The following is a 22187-nucleotide window of genomic DNA, read 5'->3' as shown; positions in this document are numbered from 1 at the left end:
CTATTTTGCTATTATCTGATTTAGTACTTGGAGGGTGCTCCGTTATGAATATTAAATTTTGCGGTTATTCCTATCACACACAACGCTTTTATAATCAATATAAGGCAGGAATACCAGGCTATCTTTTTCGGCTGCAAACAGAAGGTACCTGTAAAGTAATATTAAATGAAAAAGAGCTCCAAATTGAAAAGGGAGATCTACTGTTAATGAAGCCTGGAGATACATACGAATTATTTGTTGATGAGGGAGAAAGTAGTGGAGATTACCATTTACTTTGTGAAGGAAATTGGATTGATGTTTGGTGGAATCGTTCATCGAAACCTTCCATCAGCAGAATAGAGCTTAATGAAAATATAATAGCTGTATGGCGATTTATGATCATAGAAGACCGTCGTCCACCTTCTGAAAAAAATGAAGAGATTCTCAGTTATTTGCTTCAAACCCTGTGTACATCCTTAGAAAGAGCAGCAATGGAAACGGAGTTCATTACAAATCGTCCCTATGCAGTAACGAGAATGATGCGATATATCGAGGAAAATGCAACATCAGGAGTAAAAGTGGAAGAAGTTGCACAGTATGCAGGTTTAAGTGTTTCCCGATCTGTTCATTTATTTAAAAGCAGCGTGGGAAAGACAATCATTGAATATGCACAAGAAATTAGATTGGCCGCTGCCATAGATCGATTAAAGTATACTACTTATACATTGGAGCATATTGCGGAAGATTGTGGATTTGGTACGTACTCTTATTTTCATCGTGTATTTAAAAAGCATTTGGGGGTATCTCCCGGAAACTACCGTTCAGGTACAACATGACTAAGAAAAGAGAGGAAGGATGAGGAGACCCCCTCTTTCAACAGGGGTCTCCAGCTTCGCAAAATTTAGTGCTGTTGCCCATAAATCATAAAGTTTGTGACAGATACCGTATCTTAATTTAATGTATTTCATTATGGTTAGGAGCCATAATATTTATATTTTGCGCTTCATATTCATTGATATTTAAGAAATTTAGAATATTAATATAATTCCCCCCTAATAATGGTGCTTCTTTACCTAACTTTGAGGAGTTAATGGCGGAGTAGTTGTTCATTTTACTAAATAAACTTTCTTCAATTTTTTCAATGGTTCCGTCAATTTCGTTAGTAAACTTACTATTTATAATTACTAATTCAGGATTAAAGGAATTAATAAGGTTATTTATTCCTTGTGCCATAAAGTGGATAAACTTATCTACTATTCTAACAGCATAATTCTCTTTAGTATTATAAGCGTTTTTTAATTCATTAAATGTTACGTCCCTTCCTTTATACTTACTATATTCCATTAAAAGAGATTTCTCCGACGCATATTGTTCAAAGCAACCGTAGTTGCCGCATGGACACTCCAACCCATGTGGTACTAAAATGGTATGTCCGATCTCTCCGCTAAACCCTTTACGCCCTTTAAATAGTTTATTATCAATAATTATTCCGGATCCAATACCAGAGCCTATACTTATACAAATTAAATTTGCTGTATTCGTAGAACAAAACTTTTCTCCAAGAGCAGATAAATTGGCTTCATTTTCTAGAACTATTGGAATATTAAAATGCTTCTCTAATTCTTCAGAAAAGTTAAGTTTACTTAAATTGTAATTAGGTGAAAATATAATTTCATTGTCGTTAATGATTCCGTGAATTCCGATAGAAATGCCAATGATACCATAATAAGTTTTTGGAGAAGCTTTAATATAATTATTAATTATCGTTATTAGTTCATTTAAGATAGATTCTCTTTTAATTTCAACTGTCGTATTTCGATAATCTATTTTGGTTCCATCTAAATAAGTAAGCATGGAAGAGATATAATTATAGCCAATATCTATACTTAATGATAAACCAGCCTTTTCTTGAAACCGGAACATAACAGGGCGGCGCCCCCCTTTGCTATCTCCGATTCCTACTTCTTCTATTAAGTTTTTTTGGACTAAGCTTTTAACAATAGAGGAGACTGTAGCTTTGTTTAGTCCGCAAACTTTTGAAATCTCAGCTCTTGAAATTAACCTTTTCTTAATGATCATTTCCAAAACCTTACTTTCATTTAGCTCTCTAATAAAATGGCTATCAACTATTGTCAAGATGTGCACTCTCCTTAACGGCAGCAATTTTCTTTCTAAAGCTATATTAACATTTTTTGTCGAAATTATGTCAGAAATTTCTAAAAATACTACTTTACAAGTAATAGAAAATAAATTAGAATGTTCTTAAAAGTTAGTTTAAAACCTAAACAAACTTACGGATTTCACCTTATATAAAGTACATATATGCTTTTGATATCTTAAAGATAACACAGAATTATCAAAAAACTCAATAAACTTACTTTAGTCATTAAACAAAGGATATGTACATTTATATTTTTACACATTTGTAAGCGCTTTATAGTCTGAAGAGACGCACTATTTTAACTTATTTAATTTATAAATAATAGCGTGCTTTACTATTATTTATAAATTTATAAGATATAAAAAATCATAGGGAGGCAATTCTAATGAAAAAGTTTTTGTTTATGCTTGGATGTCTTGGTTTACTATTTGGACTAATTGCTTGTTCATCGGAGAGTAGTACAGACAATGGTGATACAGGTGGGTCCGGTGATGATGGGGGATCTGGAGATCCGGAAGAGGTAGAATTAACGATGTGGCTATGGCCGGGAATGGGGCTTGATGAGAAAATAGCTGAATATCAAGAATTAAACCCACACATTAAGATTAATGTGCAAGAGGCTGAATATAGTGACCATCATACGAATCTCCTTACTGTATTAGGTGCAGGTTCTGGTGCACCAGATATTGCAGGTGTTGAGCAAGGCCATTTACAAAGATTTAAAGAATTCCCTGAACAATTTCATAATCTACTAGATTTTGGTGCAGCAGATATAAAAGACGACTTCCTAGAGTGGCGTTGGAGAGAAGCATCTTCACCGGATGGGGAATTTGTATTCGGTGTTCCGACAGATGTGGGACCAATGGCTATGGCATATAGAATTGATATTTTCGAAGAAGCAGGCCTTCCAACAGATCCAGACGAGGTTTCTGCAAAGTTAAGTACTTGGGAAGATTACATTGCTGCAGGAAGACAAGTTAAAGAAAGAACTGGCAGCAATATGTATAACTTTATTGGTGATATGTTTAACGCTACAAGAGAGCAAGGTGAACTTCAATATTTTGATGCAGAAGGAAATCTTATCATTGAAGAAAGTGAACTTATTAGAAGAGCTTGGGATTTATCCATTGAGTCTATTGACATTCATAACAACACACCAAGAGGTGAAGCAGAGTGGGGTGCAGCTTTAGCAGCTGGAGATTTCGCTACTGTATTCCTTCCGCCATGGATGTTGCAAAATATTAAAAACAATGCACCTGATACGGCAGGCTTATGGAATATCGCCTTAATGCCTGAAGGATCTGGAAACTGGGGCGGATCTTTGTTAACTCTTCCAAAACAAGGGGAGCATCCGCAAGAAGCATATGATTTTATCAGCTGGTTAATGTCTCCAGAAAATCAGTTGGATATCTTTAAAACTTATGGTAACTTCCCTTCAACACCATCAATTTATGATGATCCGGCTGTACAAAATCATGCTGACGAATTCTTTAATCGTGATGATTTAGGCGCTATTTTCTCTGAAGCAGCACAGCTTGTAGACTTTGTTTACAGATCTCCGGATACTGGAACAATTAACACCATTATGGGTGATGCTTTAACGACTGTTGCAGATGGCCAGGCAACTCCTGAAGAAGCATGGGACAATGCTATGCAAGAAGTACGTCGACAAATTAGTCGTTAGTTATTATATGCCTGAAAATAAGAGGCTGTATTTTCCGCCTCTTATTTTCATTCTATCTTCTAATTATTCTAAGTTAAAGGAGGTTTACATATGAGTAACGTACCATTATCAACAGAAAACAGCCTGAAAAATAGAAAGAAGTTTAGAAGGAAATATAGCCAAAAAGCTTCCGATAGAAAATCAGGTTATTTATTTATATCTCCCTTCTTTATTTTATTTGGGATTTTCGGTGTTTTTCCTCTATTATTTACGGCCTATATATCCTTTCATAGATGGAATGTTTTAGGAACAAAGGAATGGGTAGGTTTCCGGAATTACCAGTTACTCTTTACGGACGACCCATTATTTTGGAAGTCGATAGGTAATACATTTAGTATTTGGTTTTTATCTACTATACCGCAATTAATTGCGGCCTTGATCATAGCTTTTCTACTAAATCAAGCATTCTTAAAAGGGAAAGCCCTGTTTAGATTAGGTATCTTTATGCCAAACGTAACATCCGTTGTTGCAGTTGCAATCGTCTTCTCTGCGATGTTCGGTACACAGTATGGATTAATCAACTATGTCATTACTCTCTTCGGATTGGAGCCAATTCATTGGAGGGGATCCTACTTTGGGACACATGTGGCAATCTCGGTGATGGTAATGTGGCGCTGGGTAGGTTACAATGCCATTATTTATCTAGCAGGATTGCAAAGTATTTCAAAGGATTTATATGAGGCTGCAACCATTGACGGTGCTAACAAAATGCAACAATTATTTTATATTACTATTCCAATGTTGAAGCCAATCATTATCTTTACGGTTCTACAATCAACCATTGGCGGAATGCAAATATTCGCTGAGCCGTTATTATTCGGTGTTGGTGGTAATAACCAAGGTTTAACAGTTACCTTATACCTGTATGAAGAAGCATTTTCAAGGTTTGCATTCGGTTATGCCGCAGCTATCGCCTGGTTACTATTCTTTATCATCATTATTTTCTCATTAATCAATGTTTTATTGGCGAGAAAAATTAAGTCAGCGTAAAAAGGAGGAGGACAAATGAAAGAAGTTGGAGAAAAAAAATTACCGAAGATACTGTTATATATCTTTTTAACGATTAGTGCTTTGTTATCAATCTTTCCTTTTTATTGGATGTTTGTTATTGGGTCCAACACAACGACTGCAGTAAATAGGTTTCCGCCAGCAGTAGTTCCAGGTGGGAACTTTGGAGCGAACGCCGCATTGGTATTTGAGAGAATTGATTTCTTTGGAGCTATACTTAATTCCATCATCATTTCAACTGCAGTTACGGCATCTGTTCTTTTCTTTTGCTCATTAGCTGGATTTGCTTTTTCCAAGCTTCATTTTAAAGGTAGAGATGCGTTATTTATCTTCTTATTAGCAACAATGATGATTCCACCGCAGTTGGGGCTTATTCCTAACTTTATGATTATTAGTGCATTAGGGTGGCTAGACGACCTAAGAGCGGTAATTGTACCAGCGATGGTAACGGCATTTGGAGTATTCTGGATGCGCCAATACATGTCAACAGCTGTCCCATATGAACTTATTGAAGCAGCAAGAATTGATGGCTGCAGTAACTTTAGAACATATTGGAACATAGCTCTGCCGGCAGTGCGACCAGGTCTTGCCACATTAGGTATTTTTACATTTATGGGTACTTGGAACGACTTCTTATGGCCGTTAATTGTATTAAAAGATAGAAGTGTTCATACCATTCAAATAGCACTTAGAACCTTAAATGATGTGTACTTTACGGATTATTCTATGGTATTAGCAGGAACCTTTATGGCGACCATTCCAATATTAATTGTTTTTCTTATCTTTAATAAACAATTTATTGCTGGTATTACAGATGGGGCAGTCAAAAACTAAAAATCCATCTTTCAGGAGGAAAGGGTATCAAAGGGTCATTCACAACCATTTGATACTCTTTTAATTGCAATGTTAGATGAAAGTTTGTAGATTTAGAGTGTAGAAAACTTCTAGGAGTATCATAAAAAAGTCAGAGGTGTAGGAATGAATAGAGTTTTTGTATTTGCAGAGTGGTTATATGAATTATTAAAGTTACACTTTTACTGGATAGTATACATCTTGAAAGGTTTTGTTGTTTTGGGAATATTCCCTTCCACTGCTGCAATGTATAGTGTTGTTCGACATTGGCTTAGGGATGAATACCATGAAGAACAATCTAAATTATATAAAAAATTTTATAGTGAAAACTTTGTCGTAGCAAACATTTATGGGTGGATGCTGACAGCTACGAGTGGAGTTATAGCATTAAATGTCTTGTTTATTCCATATTATACTGACACGTTAAAAATCATTATGTACGCCATCATTATATTTTTTACTATACTCCTTATAATTTTATGGAGTTATACTTTTCCGGTTATAGCTCATTATGCTTTACCAACAAAAAACTATTTTCTTGTTATCTTGAAAACAGGCGTATTTTCTATAACGGCAACGATCATGCAACTATTACTGTTAGGTATCTATCTTTTCATCATTTATTTTTTTCCACCTCTAGTTATATTATTTGGGATCACTCCATTTGTTATCGTCCAAATGGCTATAAGTAATAATATTTTTAGAATGGTAGATAGGGCGCCTAGTAAAGAAAGTTAAATTGTTAAAGTGTTGTGGAAGATAGGAGGCAATTTCAAAGTGTTGATTTGGGTAAGTGAAGACGGAAACTTACATAGATAAAATAAATGACCGTTGTTATAATAGTTACAATTAAAATTTTGCAAGCGCTTTTATGGGGCATTAAAAAAGGAGGTTTTTACATTGGGTTACATAAAAAATCCAGTATTAAAAGGTTTTAATCCAGACCCATCGATTATCCGTGTAGAGGATGATTACTATATTGCAACGTCTACATTTGAATGGTTTCCAGGGGTACAAATTCACCATTCAAGAGATTTAAAGAATTGGAAGTTGATTACTCATCCATTATCAAGGAAAACTCAGGTTGATATGGTGGGAAACCCCGATTCTGGAGGAGTGTGGGCTCCTTGTTTAAGCTATGATAATGGAACCTTTTATTTAATCTATACGGATGTAAAAAGTCACTCTGGCGGCTTTAAAGATACACATAATTATTTAACGATGGCAAATGACATAATGGGCCCGTGGTCTGAACCTATTTACTTAAATAGCAGCGGCTTTGATCCTTCCCTGTTCCATGATGAGGATGGGAAAAAGTGGTTAGTAAACATGGTGTGGGATCATCGTAAAGGGAGAAATTCATTTGGTGGTATCCTACTACAAGAATATTCTGCAGAAGAAAGGCGTTTAGTGGGACCAATAAAAAATATTTTTAAGGGTACAGAGCTTGGATTGACCGAAGCTCCCCATTTATATAAGAGGGATGGCTATTATTATATAATGACCGCAGAAGGTGGAACTCGTTTAAAGCATGCCGTAACGATGGCAAGATCTTCCTCTATTTGGGGCCCCTATGAGGTAGATCCAACTAACCCAATACTTACCTCTTATGAAAAACCAGAACTCACCTTACAAAAAGCAGGACACGGAAGTCTTGTTCAAACACAGTCTGGTGAATGGTATATAGCCCATTTATGCGGACGTCCCCTTGAGCCATCTGGTTATTGCAATCTTGGAAGGGAAACGGCGATTCAAAAGTGTGAGTGGACGGAAGATGGCTGGCTGCGTATTGTTGGCAATGATGCTCAAGTTAAAGTAGAAGCCCCTTCTTTACCAGAGCATTCTTTTGATCAAGAGCAACGAAAAGATGATTTTGATAGTGAGAATTTGAATATAAACTTTAATTCTTTAAGAGCTCCCGTAGAGGAAGACTGGGCGTCATTAAGAGCTAGACCTGGCTTCTTACGTCTTATTGGTAGAGAATCTTTAAACTCTGTACATAAACAAAGTTTAATAGCCAGAAGACAACAGGCCTTTCGTGTAAGTGTGGAAACGGTTGTTGAGTTTACACCTGAGAATTTTCAACAAATGGCTGGGTTAGTTTATTACTACAACACGAAGAATTACTATTATTTACATGTGAGCTATGATGAAGAAATTGGGAAGTCTCTTGGGATACTCTCGAATACACGTGGTCTTTATGACGAACCTTTAGATGGCAGGATATGTGTGGAAGGTTTAGACCGCTGTTACTTAAAAGCCGTCTTACATTATTCTGATTTACAGTTTTATTTTTCTAGAGATGGCCAGGAGTGGGAAGCGATAGGACCTGTGTTAGATGCAAGTACCATATCCGACGAAAATGCAGAGATTAATATTAATGGATTCTTTTTGGATCAAGGCTTTACTGGCGCGTTTCTTGGAATGTGTGTTCAAGATTTAAGCGGCCAAAAGAAGCATGCTGATTTCGACTATTTTATTTATGAAGAATTAAGTGAGTAATTAGAAAATAATCTAGTTTTATAGGTTTTAAATAATAAGAAAAGTATTAAGGGAGTTGAAATGATGTTAAAAATAGCGATAGTTGGTACAGGAGCTATAGCTTCATCCCATATTGAGGGATATCTCCAGTTTGATGATAAGTGTGAAATTGTAGCTCTTTGTGATACCTATTTAGAAAAAGCGGAAAAGAAAGTAGCGGCATTTAAATTAGATGCAAAGGTTTACGACGATTATAAAAAAATGGTGGAGGAAGTAGATTTTGATATTATATCTATTTGTACGCCGCCATATACTCATGCGGATATAGCAGTGCATTGTTTAGATGCTGGGAGGCATGTCCTTGTAGAAAAGCCAATGGCTTCTTCTTTAGAGGAATGTGATGCCATGAATGAAGCAGCGAAACGGAATAATAAAATTTTGTCCGTAGTTTCGCAAAACCGATTCAGAACACCGATGATGAAGCTGAAGAGTGTACTAGATTCTAAGTTAGCGGGACCTGTTGTACATACTCAGGTAGATTCTTATTGGTGGAGAGGTCACTGTTATTACGATTTATGGTGGAGAGGAACTTGGGAAAAAGAAGGTGGCGGCTGTACGTTAAATCATGCTGTACATCATATCGATATTTTTAAATGGATGAATGGAATGCCTTCAGAAGTAACGGCAGTAACAAGTAACACGGCACATGATAATGCTGAAGTAGAGGACATCTCCGTTGCTATTTGCCGATACGAGGATGGCAGTTTAGCACAAATCACAAGCTCTGTTGTCCATCATGGTGAGGAGCAGCAATTGATTTTCCAAGGAAAGGATGCTCGTGTCTCTGTCCCTTGGAAGGTAAAAGCTTCTAAATCAAAAGGTAATGGTTTCCCTGAAGATAATCCTGAATTAGAAGAGAAAATCCAAGCCCTTTATAATAGTGAACCAGATTTAGCACATGAAGGGCATGCAGGGCAAATTAATGACATCCTTACAGCGGTAATGGAAAATACGCCAGTTTTAGTAGACGGGGTACAAGGTAGACAAACGTTAGAACTTATAACAGCAATCTATGAATCTTCGAGCCTAAAAAGGACAGTAAAATTACCGTTAGATGACAGCAGCCCTTTCTACACGCGAGAGGGTATCATGAAGCATGCCACACGATTTTATGAAAAGAAAACATCCATTGAAAACTTTGCGGACGAAGTTATAACCACTGGCGGGAATTATGAGAAATAAATCTACAATGATCATTGTTTAAGGGGGAGTAATTTTGAGTAAACAGGACGGAATGAATTATGCACCGAAAGGGAAAGTAAGCAAGGTGGTGGAAGCAGGGGAATTTCTTTTTGCAGCTATAGGCTTAGACCACGGTCATATATATGGGATGTGTAATGGATTAATCGAAGCAGGAGGAGAACTTGTTGCCGTTTATGATCCAGATCCAAAAAAGGTGGAAGGGTTTGTTAATAAATTCCCTCAGGCAAAGGTAGCAAAATCAGAGGAAGAGATACTCCAAGATCCTACGATTACCTTAATTGCTGGGGCAAGTATTCCTTCAGACCGAGCTGCCTTAGGACTTAAAGCTTTAGATCATGGTAAGCATTACTTTGTAGATAAGCCAGCTTTTACAACGATGGAACAGTTGGAAAAGGCGAAGGCCAAAACGAAAGAAACAGGTTTGAAGTGGGGGATTTACTACAGTGAACGCCTCCATGTAGAAAGTGCCATCTTTGCTGGTCAGCTTATTGAAGAAGGAGCGATTGGCCGGGTTATTCAAGTGATTGGTACTGGTCCACATCGCGCCAATCCAAAAAGCAGACCTGACTGGTTCTTTGATCCAGAATTTTATGGTGGTATTTTATGTGATATCGGAAGCCATCAAATTGAACAATTTCTCCATTATACAGGAGCAAAGGACGCCCAAGTCCTTCATAGTAAAGTAGCAAACTATAACTTTAAGGATTACCCTAAATTCCAGGATTTTGGTGATGCTACCTTAGTAGCGGACAATGGGGCAACCTTTTACTTCCGTGTAGACTGGTTTACTCCTGATGGACTAGGTACATGGGGAGACGGACGGGTGCTTATTTTAGGAACAGAAGGATATATTGAGGTTAGAAAATATATTGATATTGCCCGGGATTTATCGGGCGATCACCTATATCTAGTTAATCAACAAGGAGAAAAGCATTTCGAATGCCATGGCAAAGTTGGCTATCCATTCTTCGGTGCATTCATTTTAGATTGCTTAAATGGTACGGAAAATGCCATGACACAGGAGCATGCATTTAAGGCCGCTGCCTTATGTATAGAAGCTCAAGAGAAGGCCGTGCATATTGAAACAGCGGACACACCAGTCCCATCTAGCAATTAATTTAACAGGAGTGGCAGTAGGAACAAACGTTAACTGCTGCCACTCTTTTTTTCGTATCAACTTATAAAGGAGTGAGCCAATCATGTTGTCAAAGAAGGAGCATTTACAGGCACAGCAAAAGACTGTCGAGCTGTTAGAACGTGCAGGAATCATTTTAACAGAAGAAGAAAAGCAGGTCATTGAGGTAGCTGATTTTGGATTGAACGAATTACAATCCCAAGGGTTACAAGTAATAACCTATATTAACAATGAACATTATTGTGCCAAGGAATTAGTATTATTTCCCCATCAAACATGCCCTGAGCACAAGCATCCGCCAATTAACGAAAAAGAAGGAAAAACAGAAACGTTTCGCTGCCGGCAAGGAAAAGTATGGTTGTATGTGGAAGGGGAAGCACCTGAGACAATAAAAGCAAACCTTCCTAAATCAAGTGAAGATTACTATACCGTTTTCCACGAAATTGAGCTCCAGGCTGGGGAGCAATACACCATACCGCCAAATACACTCCACTGGTTCCAAGCAGGAGAAGAAGGTGCTATTATTTCTGAATTTTCCACTACTAGCAGGGATGAATATGATATATTCACAGATCCAAATATAGTACGAGTACCGGAACTTAACTAGCCTTAGTTATCTAGGGCTATTTTTATTATACTTTTTATATTTGTTATACGAACGATTTAGAAAAAAAGCCTCTGGCTATAATCTAGAACTTGAAGGGTGAATTAGGAACTAATCCGCAGGTTGTTCCCTATTTGTGCAAGCGTTACAATTTTTTTAGTTAACGTAAGGGGGAATGTCCTTGAAAATAAAGAATAAACAATTAGTAATTACATCTGCCGTCATAATATGTTGTTTAGCAGCAGTCCTTATTATGTCTAATCGACCGAGTGATGTTACTACAACTAGTAAGGAAAACACCTCTACCTCCAATGAAATAGCCTCAAATCCGATTATCTACGCCGATGTGCCTGATCCTTCAGTGATCCGTGTTGAAGATAATTATTATATGGTGAGCACTACGATGCATATGATGCCTGGATCGCCCATCATGCGGTCTACGGATCTTGTAAATTGGGAGATCATTGGGTACCCATATGATCGGCTTGAGGAGAATAGTACGTATCAGTTACGGGATGGTCAAAATGCTTATGGTCAGGGAACTTGGGCGAGTAGTTTGAAATACCATAATGGCACGTTTTATGTCCTTACGGCAGCCTTGGATACAGGTAAAACCTATCTATTCAGCGCAGAAGATCCAAGTGGAAATTGGGATAGGACGGAGTTTCAAGGGTATATGCACGATCCGACTTTACTGTTCGATGATGACGACACAGCTTATATCATCTATGGCGTGGAAGACTTCCACATCAAGGAGTTAACGGAGGATTACAAGGCAATCAACCCTGACGGCCTGGACAAGGTTATTCTATCTTCTGGTAAAGAGGGGATGGAAGGTGCACATGCACACAAAATCAATGGAAAGTATTACCTTACCTTTATTTGGTGGGAAACAGGGGAGATTCGAAGGCAGTATGTTTATCGTGCTGACCAGATTGATGGTCCGTATGAAGGGAAGCTTGTCCTCAGTGATACGATGGGCAATAACCAAAATGGCGTAGCCCAAGGTGGTTTAGTAGATACACCAGATGGAGATTGGTATGCCATGCTCTTCCAGGATCATGGTGCTGTCGGGCGGGTTCCTGTATTAGTTCCAGTACACTGGGAAGACGATTGGCCTGTTTTTGGAGATGCAGATGGAAAGGTTCCATTGCAGTTTGAAAAGTCAGGATCTAGTAATTTTACAACACAATTAACAAAGAGTGATGATTTCTATCAAGAAGAACCAGTAGTCGTGGAATGGGAGCCAGTTCAATCAGAATCGACTGCCTCTTCTTATAACGGGCTAGGAGAGGAACTCGTTAAAAATGGTGACTTTTCGATGAGAATCATGGATTGGTGGGCCAAGGATGGAGCTAAAGTGTCGATTATCCCCGATGACTCTGATTCGGATAATTTTATCGCCCATATAACGGAACGCCCATCTACCATTGCTGGCATCGGACAGAACTTCACAGGGCGCATCGTGCCAGGCGAACGATATAAAGCAAATTTTCGAATTAAATATGAAGAAGGACCTGAAACGAAGGAATTTGTTCTGACAGCAAAGAAAATCCAAGGCAGCGACACGAGCTATGCTAACTTGGTTCGCGGTACCGTAAAGCGAGGAGAATGGACCGAGCTGTCCGGGACTTTCACGATTGATGGCAATCCGAATATGCTGCAACTATTTTTTGAAACACCGTGGACGGAAAATCCAGATCCAGTAAATGACAATATGGACTTTTACCTCGATAGTGTTTCGATTAAAGCCAGTCCTCAAAGTAACGAAGATTTGTCAGAAGCGATGCCGAACGGGTCGGAACTGGGCCTTCACTGGCAGTGGAATCATAATCCAAACAATTCAAAATGGTCACTAACGGAAAGAAAAGGTTTTCTTCGATTGACGACAGATGGTGTTGTCAGTGATATTCACCATGCAAGGAATACACTAACTCAGAGAAGTCAAGGTCCTGAAAGCTCGGGTTGGATTGCTATGGATACTAGCAGCATGCTCGATGGCGACTATGCTGGCTTAGCCGCTTTCCAACAAGAATATGGATTTATCGGTGTTACGCAAGAAGGTAGCGATCGTTTTATCGTAATGGTCGATAAAGGTATCGAGAAGGCAAGAAAAGAGTTAAAGCAGGAACTAGTTTATCTAAAAATCGATTTTGACTTTTTAACAGACACAGCAACTTTCTTCTATAGTTTAAATGGCTCAAACTGGACCGAATTTGGAACGGAATTGCAAATGCAATATACACTCCCACATTTCATGGGATACCGCTTTGCGCTTTTTAATTATGCTACTCAAATAGAGGGAGGACATGTCGATTTTGACTTCTTTAAATTCAGCAATGAGAAAACAGGAAGTACAACACCATCCCAATTGACAGCCTATTTAAAAGAAGATGTTATTGAGTTAAGTCAGGAAACGGATAGGACTTATGATGTTCGATTGCTGTTAAATGACATACCAGAGGGAAAAGATGTCCGTGAAATTAATGCGATGATTCAAATTCCTGAGGTAATGGAGGTTAGGGAGGTAATTCCGAATTCGAATAATTTACAAGCGGACAATGTCTTTTTTGAGCATGTAGAGGAAGGGATTTTACTTAAGATCCATAACAACGAAGATTCTGCTGTATTTTTCACCAACCAGGATACTACTATGGAACTGGTTACGATAAAAATTAAGCAAAAACAGGAGTTGAAGGAAATAATGAGTGATGAAATTAAGGTAAATAATTTGGAGAGTGTCGATTCTGATGGTCAATTGGAAGCATACGATGTCCGTGGTGCGGTTAGCAAAGTAAACTTTACTCCACCTAACAGTGCACTTGGTAAGCTTCCACCTAATGGAAACCCCCTTGTTTCTCATAAATTTGGTGCGGATCCATTTGCTCTCGTATTTGAGGATCGGGTATACATCTATGCTACGAATGATGTACTAGAATATGACGAGCATAACAACGTAATAGACAACACGTATGGTAACATTAACAAGCTTTCGGTTATTTCGTCTGATGATTTGGTAAATTGGACGGATCATGGTGTAATTAACGTTGCAGGTCCAGACGGCGCTGCTAAATGGGCAACGCAATCATGGGCACCTGCAGCTGCACACAAAGTGATTGATGGAGAAGATAAGTTCTTCTTATATTTTTCTAACAATGCCAGTGGTATCGGTGTGTTAACAAGTGAGAGTCCATTAGGACCTTGGGTGGATCCGATTGGTGAACCACTTATTTCAAGATCCACACCAGGGGTGGAGGATGTCACATGGATATTCGATCCTGCAGTGTTGGTAGACGATGACGGGAAAGGGTATCTCTATTTTGGTGGTGGTATACCTGAAGGTGAGTATGAAAATCCGAATACCGCACGAGTCATGGAACTCGGTGAAGATATGGTGAGTGTAGTTGGGGAAGCTGTTCCTATTCCGGCTCCATTTATGTTTGAGAATTCAGGAATTAACAAAGTAAACGGTATTTATTACTACACCTATTGTTCAAATTTCTATAACGGTGTTCGTCCTGAAGGTAGTCCAGCAGCAGGAGAGATTGCTTACATGACGAGTGATAATCCGATGGGACCATGGACGTACCAAGACACTATTCTAAAAAATCCAGCCTACTTCTTTGAGGTTGGAGGCAATAATCACCACGCCATTTTCCAGTTCCATGATACTTGGTACATTGCATATCATGCACAGACTTTATCCAAGGAGATGGGAATTCCGAAAGGGTACCGCTCTACACATCTTAATAACGTGTACTTTAATGAAGATGGTTCGATTCAAGAGGTTAATGCTGACATGAAAGGGGTGGAACAAATCAAACATGTTAATCCATTTGAACGTGTTGAGGCGGAGAACTTTGCATGGAACGCAGGAATACAAGTTGAACCGATAGTTACGGAAGAGGACGATGCTGTCCATTCTACAAATCTAGCAGTAACTGACATTAACAATGGAGATTGGACGGCAGTTTCTGGAGTCGATTTCGGTGAAGGAGCATCCGAATTTTCTGCATCTGTTTCTAGTGGAACAGATGGAAGTGCGATCGAACTTCGTTTAGGCGATCCTACCGGTAAGTTGATTGGGACACTCACTGTACCGAATACGGGGTGGAATCAATGGACAAATGTAAGTACGGAAGTTTCTGGTGTTGAAGGTGTTCATGACCTGTACTTTGTTTATAGAGGAAAGTCCAATCAAAAGCTATTTATGTTTGATTCCTGGCAGTTCAGTGAATAAGTTGTAATTATAGAAGGGAGAGTATAGAAACGTAGGGTAAGATAACAAAAAAAAAGAAGATTGCATCCTGGAGCATGCAAAATCCAGAGGTGCAATCTTCTTCATTTTATAAACCTAGTATTGTACATGTACTAGATTATTATAGTTTGAGAGGCATAATAAAAGAACGTCTCAAATCTATGATAGGATGACGTCCTTCATCGTGTTACATTTCATAATTACTTAGAAATAGATAATTTTCTATTCCTATATTCAGTGGCGCTTATGCCTACGTAAGACTTGAATTTCTTGTAGAACCAGTCTAATTCTATATAGCCCACTTCATTCGCAATTTCATAAATTTTCATATTTGTATTTTCAAGCAGGAGTTTGGCTTTTTCCATACGTCGTTGCAGTAGATACTCGTTGAAGGTCATTTTCTCATGCGTTTTAAATTTTTGCCCCAAATAAGAACAGTTATAGTTCAATGTTTTGGAGATCTTCTTCAAGGTAATGTTCTCGCTTATTTCCTCCTCAACATAAGCCTTTACCTTTTCTAATATATTGTTTGATGACTTATTAGGATGAATGGAACGCTTTGCAAGTTTCCTATTCCATTCGCCGATAGGGAAGCTAGCTTCTAAATTCTTCTTAATGGTGAATATACATGACTTAAATTCATCTGGATCCACCGGTTCAGGTAAATAATCACTGATCTGAAGATTCAGTGCTTTCCTAACAAGTTGAAAGTCCAAGCTTCCTCCAAGAAGGATGATAGGAATTCGACTTTCCTTTCGGATATGTTCACATACTTGCAACCCCTCATAGTTCAATTGGGTCATATTAATAAGAATAAGTGCGTACTGGTGCTTATTAAATAAGTCCAAGGCGCTCTGCATCGAGTCAGCATGGTCCTGCATAGTAAAACCGCAACGTTTCCAATCGAGCATTTCCTTCATCTTTTCTCTTGAATAATGATCTGGATCAACATGCATTATCCTATACACGACCATACCCCCTAAGTCCATTCTTTAGATTTTATGTACTACTCATTTGAATACGCTTTCATTATCTAACATCCAGCACTCAAAAAAAATGTGCTTTTTTTTATATTGTAAACAGATGTTTATATCTTTAAAAAAGCTGTGACTAAGGAGGATTTATAGATAGGCTTAGCTAGAATTTGATGGGTTAAATAGCTAGTTTATGGCAGGTTGTTGCCCCCTGAATGAAAGCGTTATATTTATTGGTGTAACAAGCAAAAACCAATTTGATAAGGGGGATTAAACATGAAAAGGAACTTAGTTTTTTTGCTTTTATGTGTGTTATTTTTAGTTCTTGCAGCTTGCAGCAGTGACAGTGCCAGTGAAGCTCCAATCGACGACGGTACTACCGAGGAGGCAGACGTTACTACTGAAGATGGTACAACAGAAGAAACTGGTGATGATGCAGAAACGGAAGAAGCTGCCTATTACCAAACTCCAGAAATGGATTTTGACTTGGGAGGAAAAACAATTAAAGTTGTATCTTGGTGGGATATGACAATTGGAGAAGACAATCCAGATAGTATCCAACGTAAGGAAAATCTTGAAGCATTGATGGAGAAGCACAACTTTGAAATTGAATATATTGCTATCGATTTCGGTGAGTATCAAGAGAGAGTGACAGCATCTTTACTAGCAGGAGACCCATTGGGAGATATCATTCGATTAGGTAGAAACTACACCATTCCAACGTTAGTGCAACAAGATCTGTTGTGGCCTATCGACGAATATACTCAGAACCCTAATGCTTTCAACCAGCTAATGACAAATGAGCTATTCGTTCATGAAGGTCGCGGTTATGGTTTTACTGAAGATCAAACTAATCTAATTCAGGGTATTTTCTATAACAGAACTTTGATGAATGAACTAGGTATGAAACCACTGCAGGAATATGTAAACGAAGATAATTGGAATTGGGATACATTCATAGAAGTTGCTAAAGAGGCTAATCAAGATACGAATAATGACGGCAGGGTAAATACATGGGGGCTAGCAAGACCTTCTGTCCTTCTTTATGCTTTATTCTCAAACAATACGAGTCTTACTGTAGGTGATCAGCAAAATCTTGACGATCCTGCTACAGTCGAAGCCCTTAATTTTGTATCACAAATAGCGACAGAAGAAATCGCAAGACCAACAGAAGGCGGAGATTGGACGGAGCCTGGTCAGTTCTTCCGTCAGGGCAATACGTTGATGTACCCAGGTGCATATTATGAAATTGGCGGTTTAAATAACGATATGCCTGATTATGATATTGGATTTATTCCTTTCCCGAAAGGGCCGAGCGCTACTACCTATCATTCTGCTGAACCAGCATTACAAGCTTTGGCGATTCCAAGGACGGTAGAAAATCCTGAACAGTTATTGTATATCTGGGAGAAAATAAATGATATTGATTCCATTTATGATTACCCTGGACAGGCGAGTTTCGAGACCAACTTCTCTAACCAAGATGACATTGATAACCTTTTGCTTGTTCAACCTAACCTAGTTGTACTAGCTCATGATACCTTCCCGAATTTTGGGTATTGGGATTTCGAAGCTGAATTGTTAAGTGGTAATTCGGTATCCACAGTTATTGAAACATTTTCAACTCAGTTCCAGGCAGCAATTGACGAAGTTTATGGCTCTAACTAATTAAATAAAATTTTATACAAGGTCCCTATATAGTCTCTAGTAAAGTAGCTTCTACGTTACTGATTTGGTTTCTATACTAGGGACCACCTTAATTAAATGTCAATCTTTGCTGTAGGAGGGGAGAAGAGTTGTACATTATAAAGAAGAAATATGTCCAGGTTACCTTAATCATTGCTGTGTTATTTTCATCTATTTGGGCTTTCTACCCTTCGAATTCATCCGATCCAGGATACGTTCAGGCGATGGCTGACTTTGAAGCTGTTTTTCATGAAACGCGAGAAGATAGCTATGACAATTATTTGATTACCCATTCGGAAGCGGAACGCCCTGATGAAACGATTCGTATCGAGGGGGAGGACTTTGTTGAGGTTATCGGAGAAGGTTTCCAAGTCGTGGATCGATTTGAAGGTTTAGATGGAAAAGCGGTTATTACGCCTGAAGAAGGAACGATATATTGGGATGTTCAAATTGATAATCCAGGTATGTACAATATTAGAATTCATTATTATCCAATGGAAGGAAAGAGTTCTGCGATTGAACGGGAGTTTGCCATTAATGGAGAGGTTCCTTTTCACGGTGCTGATTTACTGATATTTGATCGTGTTTGGGGCAATAGGTATGAAGAAATTCAAAGAGATGATAGAGGAAACGATTTACGTCCCGGACAAGTGGAGCACCCTGAGTGGTTAATGATGTCATTTAAGGAAAGCGAAGGTTATTTTGAAGGGCCTTATTCTTTTTATTTTGACGAAGGGGAACAACGCATTTCCCTGTCAGCCTTACGTGAACCAATGGCAATTGATTACATCGAGCTATATCAAGAAAAACCCGTCAAGACGTATGAAGAAGTGAAGAAAGAATATGAGGCTAAAGGATTAAAGCCAGTGGATAACCAGTTTATTCAAATAGAAGGTGAAGCAGCCGTAAGGAAATCTTCACCTACATTATTTCCGCTTTCCGACAGGTCAAGTCCGACGGTAGTCCCTTACCATGTCTCCAATATTCGAATTAATACTATTGGTGGACTGAATTGGAAACTACCAGGCCAGTGGATTGAATGGGAGGTCGAAGTAGAAGAGGAAGGGCTCTACCAAATCGCCCTAAAACGTAAGCAACAGGAGCTTCGTGGTTTATACGCAACAAGGAGCCTTACAATAAATGGGGAATATCCATTTGAAGAAATGAAACGAATTCGTTTTAATTTCAATAGAGACTGGGAGAATCAAATTCTCGGTGAAGAAGAACCTTACTTATTTTATTTGAAAGAAGGAACAAACCGTGTACGAATGACAGTATCACTTGGGGAACTTGCACCGGTCTTAAGAACGATTGAATCTAGCGTTCTACAGCTCAACGAAATGTATAGACAAATATTGATGATTACGTCAAATACCCCAGATCCATTCCGTGATTACCAATTAGAAACTCGAATCCCAGGTCTGTTAGATGTATTTTCAGAGCAAGCTGAGATAATTCAAAGTGTAGCGGATTATCTAGTGAAGTCAACAGGAGAGCGAAGTGATAAAGTTGCGGTCCTCCACTCAATGGTTAGACAACTAGAAGACATTGTGGAGAAACCAGAGACTATTGCAAGGCGCCTCGATGATTTTAAGGTAAATGTCGGTGGGCTAGGAACATTTATACTAACTGTTCGTGAACAACCACTTACCTTGGATTATCTTGTTTTCTCTTCGCCTGGTCACGAGCTACCGAGAGCAGAAGCAACATTGATAGAAAGGTTTAAACATGAGTTAGGAGCTTTTGTCGCTTCATATACCATGGATTACGACAGTATAGGTAACGTTGAAGCGTTGGATCGTTCGGTTGACGTCTGGATTACGACTGGACGAGATCAGGCCCAAGTATTGAAAGGCTTGATTGACGAAACATTTACACCTGAGTCAAATATTTCGATAAAGTTAAGGTTAGTTCCACCAGAAATTCTACTGCCGGCAACACTTGCCAACGAAGGGCCGGATGTGGCATTGCAGATTGGTGAGGACATGCCTGTCAACTACGCAATGAGAAACGCAGCGGCTGATTTGACAGTCTTTTCTGATTACGAGGAAGTTGCTACGCGGTTCCGTGAGAGTGGATTAAAACCTTATAAGTATGATGGGGGAGTATTTGCCCTTCCTGAGCAACAAATTTTTCCTATGTTGTTCTATCGCAAGGATATTCTTGAGGAACTAGGATTGACTCCGCCAAAAACTTGGTCGGATGTATACAATATGATTGGAGTTCTGCAGAAGCATAATTTGGAATTCTTCTTACCAATAGATGACCCGATGATGCAACAAGCTCAACAACAAAACATGGTTCCAAATGCGACTTTCGCTATGCTACTTTACCAGAATGGTGGTCAGTTTTACCAAGAAGATAACAAGGCAAGTGCCTTGGATTCGGATATCTCTATGGAAGCATTTAGAGATTGGACCAACTTCTATACTAACTATAGGTTCCCATTAATGGCCGATTTTCCTAACCGATTCCGAGTTGGAGAGATGCCGATAGGCATTGCCGATTACACTACTTATAATATGTTGACAGTTTTAGCACCAGAAATTAGAGGAATGTGGGATTTCACAATGGTTCCTGGAACGGAAATGGAAGACGGTACAATAAACCATAGTGTAGCTAGCCATACAACTGCAGTGATGATGCTGGAGAATGCAGATGATAAGGATTCCGCTTGGGAGTTTATGAAATGGTGGACAGATAAGGATACCCAGATTGCTTTTGGGCGTGAGATGGAAGGACTGATGGGTGAGGCCGCTCGTTATCCTACGGCTAACATTGAAGCACTCCAAGAATTGCCGTGGCCTGTGGATGACTACAACAACCTAGAGAGTCAGTGGCAGTGGGTGCGTGGAATCCCTCAAGTTCCAGGTGGATATTTCACTGGACGACATTTAGACAACGCTTTTAGACGAGTCGTTAATGCCAATGAGAATCCTCGTGAAGCCTTATCGGATTATATTTTATACATTAATGATGAAATTGAAATCAAGCGTAGAGAGTTTAATTTACCGTATTAGGTTAGGAGGTGGTAGCAGGTGCAAACAAAAATTAATCACCAACCGACAACAGGCTCCATTTATCAGGCTAAGGAGTCACGATTAGCCAAATTTAAGAAGGAGTTGAAAAGAGGAAAACATTACTATATCTTGATGGCTCCATATTTTATTATTTTCGGTTTATTTACACTCATTCCTGTTGCGGTTTCTTTCGTACTTAGCTTTTTTCATTTTAATATGTTAGAATTCCCAAATTTCATCGGCTGGGATAATTATTCTAGATTATTTTTAAATGATGATATTTTCATGATTGCTCTAAGAAATACGTTTATTTTTGCAGTCATAACAGGACCGATCAGTTATATTGCTTGTTTTCTTTTTGCATGGATTATCAATGAGCTATCACCAAAGGTACGTGCGTTCATGACACTTATATTTTACGCCCCTTCACTTTCGGGGAATGTTTTCTTTATATGGCTTATTATCTTTTCCGGTGATAGCTACGGTTATTTGAATGGTTTCCTAATGAGCGCTGGTTTTATCTTAGAGCCTATTCAATGGCTAAGGGATGAACAGTACATTCTTTGGGTAGTTATTCTCGTTCAACTATGGTTAAGCTTGGGAACTGCTTTTCTTGCCTTCATTGCTGGTCTTCAGACAATTGATCGTTCATTGATCGAGGCAGGGGCTGTAGATGGGATAAAAAACAGATGGCAGGAGCTTTGGTTCATTACACTCCCATCTATGAAACCGCAGTTACTATTTGGGGCTGTAATGCAGATTACGATGGCATTCGCAGTCGCGGATATATCGATTGCACTGGCTGGTTTTCCAAGTGTTAACTACGCAGCGCATACTGTGGTAACACATCTTATGGACTATGGGTCAATTCGATTTGAGATGGGATATGCTTCTGCTATCGCAACAGTGCTGTTTACACTAATGGTGGGCACGAACTTAGTGATTCAAAAACTACTAAGAAAGGTAGGTGAGTGACATTGTTCCGAAAGAGGAGGAAGATTTTTCGAATTAAAAAGAGGCTTAATCGTTCCTTTACTGTAAGC

Annotated in this window: 15 protein-coding genes; 13 read left to right on the top strand and 2 right to left on the bottom strand. The window is 38.8% G+C overall.

Annotation, left to right across the window (positions count from 1 at the left end; translation table 11 throughout):
* The first annotated feature begins 44 nt into the window (after window positions 1-44).
* Entirely contained in the window at window positions 45-815 is a 771-nt protein-coding gene (locus tag J2S74_RS02935; RefSeq protein ID WP_307321632.1) for an AraC family transcriptional regulator, read from the top strand.
* A gap of 118 nt (window positions 816-933) precedes the next feature.
* Here J2S74_RS02935 and J2S74_RS02930 read toward each other — a convergent pair whose 3' ends face one another.
* Entirely contained in the window at window positions 934-2115 is a 1182-nt protein-coding gene (locus J2S74_RS02930) for an ROK family transcriptional regulator (protein WP_307321630.1), read from the bottom strand.
* 410 nt (window positions 2116-2525) lie between these two features.
* On the opposite strand from J2S74_RS02930, the gene J2S74_RS02925 reads away from it, so the two are divergent.
* From J2S74_RS02925 to J2S74_RS02885, 9 genes are all read left to right on the top strand, one after another.
* The gene (locus J2S74_RS02925) at window positions 2526-3824 is read left to right on the top strand and encodes an extracellular solute-binding protein (protein ID WP_307321627.1); all 1299 of its coding nucleotides are present in this window, start codon (window positions 2526-2528) and stop codon (window positions 3822-3824) included.
* A 90-nt stretch (window positions 3825-3914) separates the two neighbouring features.
* Complete coding sequence (locus tag J2S74_RS02920; RefSeq protein WP_307321624.1) at window positions 3915-4853, top strand: carbohydrate ABC transporter permease; 939 nt, start codon at window positions 3915-3917, stop codon at window positions 4851-4853.
* A 15-nt stretch (window positions 4854-4868) separates the two neighbouring features.
* Complete coding sequence (locus J2S74_RS02915) at window positions 4869-5705, top strand: carbohydrate ABC transporter permease (RefSeq protein WP_307321621.1); 837 nt, start codon at window positions 4869-4871, stop codon at window positions 5703-5705.
* Between the two features lie 144 nt (window positions 5706-5849).
* The gene (locus tag J2S74_RS02910; RefSeq protein ID WP_307321618.1) at window positions 5850-6461 is read left to right on the top strand and encodes a YesL family protein; all 612 of its coding nucleotides are present in this window, start codon (window positions 5850-5852) and stop codon (window positions 6459-6461) included.
* Between the two features lie 162 nt (window positions 6462-6623).
* A complete protein-coding gene (locus J2S74_RS02905; RefSeq protein ID WP_307321616.1) occupies window positions 6624-8225 on the top strand; it encodes a glycoside hydrolase family 43 protein in 1602 nt (533 codons plus the stop codon).
* A gap of 63 nt (window positions 8226-8288) precedes the next feature.
* Window positions 8289-9446 carry a Gfo/Idh/MocA family protein gene (locus J2S74_RS02900; protein ID WP_307321613.1) on the top strand — a complete coding sequence of 386 codons (1158 nt, stop codon included), beginning with the start codon at window positions 8289-8291 and terminating at the stop codon, window positions 9444-9446.
* Window positions 9447-9480: 34 nt separating this feature from the next.
* Entirely contained in the window at window positions 9481-10584 is a 1104-nt protein-coding gene (locus tag J2S74_RS02895; RefSeq protein WP_307321610.1) for a Gfo/Idh/MocA family protein, read from the top strand.
* 82 nt (window positions 10585-10666) lie between these two features.
* On the top strand, window positions 10667-11209 hold the full coding sequence (locus J2S74_RS02890) for a D-lyxose/D-mannose family sugar isomerase (protein WP_307321608.1): 543 nt from the start codon (window positions 10667-10669) through the stop codon (window positions 11207-11209).
* A 250-nt stretch (window positions 11210-11459) separates the two neighbouring features.
* Window positions 11460-15446, top strand: a complete 3987-nt coding sequence (locus J2S74_RS02885) for a family 43 glycosylhydrolase (RefSeq protein ID WP_307322288.1) — start codon at window positions 11460-11462, stop codon at window positions 15444-15446.
* 218 nt (window positions 15447-15664) lie between these two features.
* Here the strand turns inward: J2S74_RS02885 and J2S74_RS02880 are convergent, their stop codons facing one another.
* A complete protein-coding gene (locus J2S74_RS02880; RefSeq protein WP_307321606.1) occupies window positions 15665-16432 on the bottom strand; it encodes a helix-turn-helix domain-containing protein in 768 nt (255 codons plus the stop codon).
* A gap of 282 nt (window positions 16433-16714) precedes the next feature.
* Here J2S74_RS02880 and J2S74_RS02875 point away from each other — a divergent pair, with 282 nt between their 5' ends.
* From J2S74_RS02875 to J2S74_RS02865, 3 genes are all read left to right on the top strand, one after another.
* Entirely contained in the window at window positions 16715-18106 is a 1392-nt protein-coding gene (locus J2S74_RS02875; protein WP_307321604.1) for an ABC transporter substrate-binding protein, read from the top strand.
* A 242-nt stretch (window positions 18107-18348) separates the two neighbouring features.
* Window positions 18349-21144, top strand: coding sequence for an extracellular solute-binding protein (locus J2S74_RS02870; protein ID WP_370875950.1), 2796 nt, complete (start codon window positions 18349-18351; stop codon window positions 21142-21144).
* 57 nt (window positions 21145-21201) lie between these two features.
* Window positions 21202-22119, top strand: a complete 918-nt coding sequence (locus J2S74_RS02865) for a carbohydrate ABC transporter permease (RefSeq protein ID WP_307322287.1) — start codon at window positions 21202-21204, stop codon at window positions 22117-22119.
* Window positions 22120-22187: the final 68 nt, after the last annotated feature.

It is taken from the genome of Evansella vedderi (assembly GCF_030813435.1).
Taxonomy (GTDB): domain Bacteria; phylum Bacillota; class Bacilli; order Bacillales; family Salisediminibacteriaceae; genus Evansella; species Evansella vedderi.
Note: the sequence above shows the minus strand (reverse complement) of the source record. Positions and strands in the feature narration are given on the sequence as shown.